Below are 4186 nucleotides of genomic sequence, written 5' to 3' on the forward strand. Positions count from 1 at the left end.
AAACTTTAATTCATATAAAGTAATTATAAATTTATGAAAACCTATGCTCATGCAACAATTTCATCTACAGGTGCATGGATGGGAAATATATATGATCTAACCCTGTTAACATATATTTATACAGAGCTGGAGAGATATTTCCATATAGATCTGCTTATGGTGTCACTGCTGTTCGCACTGGGATTAATAGGCAGATTCTTCGGCGGCATAATATTTGGCAGTCTAAATGATACAATGGGCAGCAAACCAGTAATGATTATAGGTACGGCCGGATATGCCATTTTTGCCGGAATAATGGCATTTTCCCCCACAGTGCTTATACTGTTTACCGCAAGATTTATTCAGGGGGTGTTCATGGGCGGTGAGTGGACTGCCGGTACGGTCATGAGCTATGAATTTGCCCCTCAAAATCTTAAAGGAACAATAGTTGGAATAGTGCAGAGTGGATACGGCATTGGCTACGCACTTACAGGCCTTGCCTATGTTTTATTCCTTCCAGTAATGGCAGCTGACTGGAGATTTTTCCTGCTGACAGGTATAATACCATTAATAATCGCCCCGTATACAATGTTTAAAATCCCCTCAGATAAAAGGCAGGGGGTGGTAAAGGAAAGGGCATCACTAAAGGGTTACATGAAGCCATTTATAAAATCATCCATTATGATGTCCGGATTTTTTGCAGCATATTTCTCGGTGTTTTCATTTTATCCAACAATTGCACCATCATTCGGTGTAAGCCATTCCATGGTGGGAATCATGATGATTGTGACAAGCCTGGTGCTGGCCATGTCATTTGTTCTTTTTGGCAGGCTATCGCTTAAGACTAGAAAAAAATACTTAATAATTGCAGGTTCAGCAGTATCAATGGTATCAGCATGGTTCGCCATTCCATTTTCATCCTCCCTGGATATGCTGTCGGTACCTGCATTGATAGCCTTTACAGTGGGTGTGGGATCAATGCCTGTTGTGCCGCTGCTACTGATGGAGCGTGTAAATCCTGTTGTAAGGGGTATTATCTCCGGGATATCATACAACTTTGGTGCGTTATTTGGCGGGGTTATATCAATAATACTTGGATTTATTGGTGACATTGTTGGTTTCCATGGACTTTTATTAATAATAGATATAACAACACTGCTATGCCTTGCATCAGTAATCATAACCGGTGCATCAATAAAAAAATTAAAGGACTCATATGCTTACAGGCTGTACAGGAACATCGAGGACTAAAACAAAAATTAATAAATAAAAATCAATTAACTCTTACATGGACTTTATAGACGAATTAAAGAATTTAAAGGAGCAAATTAAATTTAATCAAAAATTTAACATAACTTCTGAATATGACAATATTGTAATCTCCGGTATGGGTGGGTCTGGCATTGTTGGCGATATATTTCAGGAAAAATTCTCAAAAAAACCTGTTATAACTGTTGGAGATTACGGCATACCAGAATTTGTCAATGAAAGAACTGTATTTATTGGCATAAGTTACTCTGGAAACACCGAGGAAACACTTAATAATGTGGATGAGGCAATGAAAAAAAATGCCCATGTTTATGCCATTACATCCGGTGGAAAGCTTGCCGACAGGGTAAAAAATTCAATAATAATACCATCAGGATTACAGCCAAGATCTGCTCTAGGTTACATGTTAATGCCACTCTTCAATACATTTGATCCAGTGGATGATGACATAATTAAAAAAACATATGATATTTTGGACAGCATGGATAAAAATCATGACGAAATGCGCAGGGAGGCATTAAAAATATATGAAAACAGCTATATACCAATAATATTTGGGTCAAGACCATTTAAATCAGTGGCATACAGATGGAAAACACAGTTTAATGAGAACTCAAAGACATTTGCATTTTATAATTATTTTCCTGAACTCAATCATAATGACACAATGCCATTAAAAAAGGCTTACAGAAGGGATGAATACAGGTATTACGTCTTTAATTCCGACAATCTTAGAATACAGAGAAGGATAGAAATCACACAGGAAATAACCGGGGAATCATTTAATATTATAACAGCACCAACCAATGAATATTTTGAGAAACTATTCTATCTAATACATTATGCAGACTATTTAACATATGAACTGGCTCTTGTGAGGGAGGTTGACCCCACAGATGTATCAACAATAGAGGAATTAAAAAGCAAATTATCCTAATTCCTTTATTTCCCTTGATGTTTCTATTATTACAGAACCACCCGGTGGAAGTATTGGCTCGATCTCATCCCTGGGCACATCAAGTATTTTCGATATTTTTTCAACAGCATTATTTCTTTTTTCATTTCCTGGTCTGATTTTAACCCATTTTTCTGATTCCACCCTTGTTGATGACGGGGATATCATTGGTATATCATATTCCTTATATTTAATCAATGATATTTTTAGTTCAAGCGGTAAATTAAAAACATAATTTCTCTTACCCCTTATTACCCAGGACCCCTTTGATATAAATTCTCCAGATTCTGGTGTTTTACTTACCTGATTTGGATACACCCAGTATGCCGTTCCGGAGGATATGCCTGCAGGCCATGCCCTTGACATGCATATTGCGAACTGGCATGCCTCATTTATGGTTTCCTCTGATATTTCAATGCCATCGTTTTTTATTACCGTGCTTGGGGCACCATAAAGATCGGCATGTACATATATATCATTATCCTCCATGTGCTTTTTGACAAGTTTCTCATTTGTCTTTGCATCCTTTCCTGAAAGGACCATATTGCCATTGGATGAAAAGAACCATCTGTATGTTTCAAACCAGTACCTTGGCCTTTTTTTCTGATTTACCTTTTCCCTTTCCTTTATTATTAATTTTTTTGTTTCCTCAATGGCCCTTTCAGCGCCCTCAATTTTATTTTTATAATCCTTTGCTGTATTAAATACATTGCTTATGTTATTTCCTGCAGATAATGTGTAGTTTAAATCTATATTTATATTATTATAGTCAATGGTAAATATTTTCTTTGCCGGATTTATGCCTAAAATTTTTAAATCCCCATAATCAAACCCATTTAAATCCCCATTCTTCACCTTACCGTTAACAATTTTTATTAATTTCTCAATAGATGGTATATTCATCTTTAATTTATTCCCAAACTCTGTATAAATTTCCATCAATTTTTTAAACTCCTCAATTGATTTTTTCTGTGATTCTATCCTTTTTTCCACGCTGCTTTTATTCTTTTCCTCCACCGGATAGTTATTTAAATAACTGACTATTCCATCATTGAAGTTTTCAAAGGTATCGTCTGGATTCCTTTTAAGGCTTTTTAGTATTATTGGGGACAGTATTTCCTCATCTTTATAATAATATGCCCTATTTTCCAGGGATTCCTTAAGGATGACATTTATCTCCTCATACACCTGATTTAATATTTTATCATCCATCTGATGTGGCATTAAATTTTTATCCATATTAAGACGGTAAAGAACCTCCTCTGCTATTTCCCCACCAAGATTTACCCTTGTTGCAAGGGTTTTAACCAGTGATGCGGTACTTTCATTAACAATCTTTTTAAACACGTCAAAATTTTCAATGGGATTTATAAGGGACGGTGGCACATAGGCCTCACCAATTTTTATTGTTCTTGTCCTGTATACATGCTGATCCATTGCAAATACTATTTTTCCATTTTCTGTTAAAATCAGGTTGCCGCCCCCAAACAGTTCCAGTATTATTTCCTGCCCTGTATGAAGTGTAATTTTTATAACCCTGTCAAAATTTATCTGTTCTATGCCTGTTATCCTTTTCTCCGATAACTGTTTTCTGAATATCATGGCCAGCTGGGACGCCTCATCAGGCCTGTCCGCGCTATAAAATGATATTCCCTTTGTAAGTGAAATAAAAAAATCTCTTTTTTTAACATCGGATCTGTATATCTGAAAAATAAACTCCTTTGAATTCACCTGGTATATTTTTTTTATAAATGAATTTTCTATATCATCCCTGAATATGTTTATAAATGCGTAAAAATCCAATGACGATTCCTTGAGTTTCATAATTTATTAGTAATTCCTGATATTTTAATCTTATTGGAAAGATTACATGCATGAAAAAATCAGAGCAACAGTTATAAAAACTAGTCTATGAATATGCAAATCAACATGGGAAGTTTCCATGTTTACAAAATTTAAAGGTTATTATAAAATTATTTTATG

Annotated in this window: 3 protein-coding genes; 2 read left to right on the plus strand and 1 reads right to left on the minus strand. The window is 35.2% G+C overall.

Annotated elements, in window-relative coordinates:
* The first annotated feature begins 33 nt into the window (after positions 1 to 33).
* Both AOG55_RS01745 and AOG55_RS01750 read left to right on the plus strand, forming a co-directional pair.
* Positions 34 to 1230, plus strand: a complete 1197-nt coding sequence (locus AOG55_RS01745) for an MFS transporter (protein ID WP_054963768.1) — start codon at positions 34 to 36, stop codon at positions 1228 to 1230.
* 37 nt (positions 1231 to 1267) lie between these two features.
* The gene (locus tag AOG55_RS01750) at positions 1268 to 2185 is read left to right on the plus strand and encodes a bifunctional phosphoglucose/phosphomannose isomerase (protein WP_048101642.1); all 918 of its coding nucleotides are present in this window, start codon (positions 1268 to 1270) and stop codon (positions 2183 to 2185) included.
* On the opposite strand, the gene rqcH is transcribed toward AOG55_RS01750, so the two are convergent.
* Positions 2177 to 4027 carry a ribosome rescue protein RqcH gene (gene rqcH, locus AOG55_RS01755; RefSeq protein WP_054963769.1) on the minus strand — a complete coding sequence of 617 codons (1851 nt, stop codon included), beginning with the start codon at positions 4025 to 4027 and terminating at the stop codon, positions 2177 to 2179. The genes AOG55_RS01750 and rqcH overlap by 9 nt on opposite strands.
* Positions 4028 to 4186 lie beyond the last annotated feature (159 nt).

Source organism: Acidiplasma cupricumulans, from assembly GCF_001402935.1.
In the GTDB taxonomy this organism is placed as follows: Archaea; Thermoplasmatota; Thermoplasmata; order Thermoplasmatales; family Thermoplasmataceae; genus Acidiplasma; species Acidiplasma aeolicum.

Bases quoted from the DNA above. Each gene is read 5' to 3' on its own strand.
- AOG55_RS01750 (WP_048101642.1), top strand. From the start codon at position 1,268: ATGGACTTTATAGACGAATTAAAGAATTTAAAGGAGCAAATTAAATTT.
- rqcH (WP_054963769.1), bottom strand. From the start codon at position 4,027: ATGAAACTCAAGGAATCGTCATTGGATTTTTACGCATTTATAAACATA.
- AOG55_RS01745 (WP_054963768.1), top strand. From the start codon at position 34: ATGAAAACCTATGCTCATGCAACAATTTCATCTACAGGTGCATGGATG.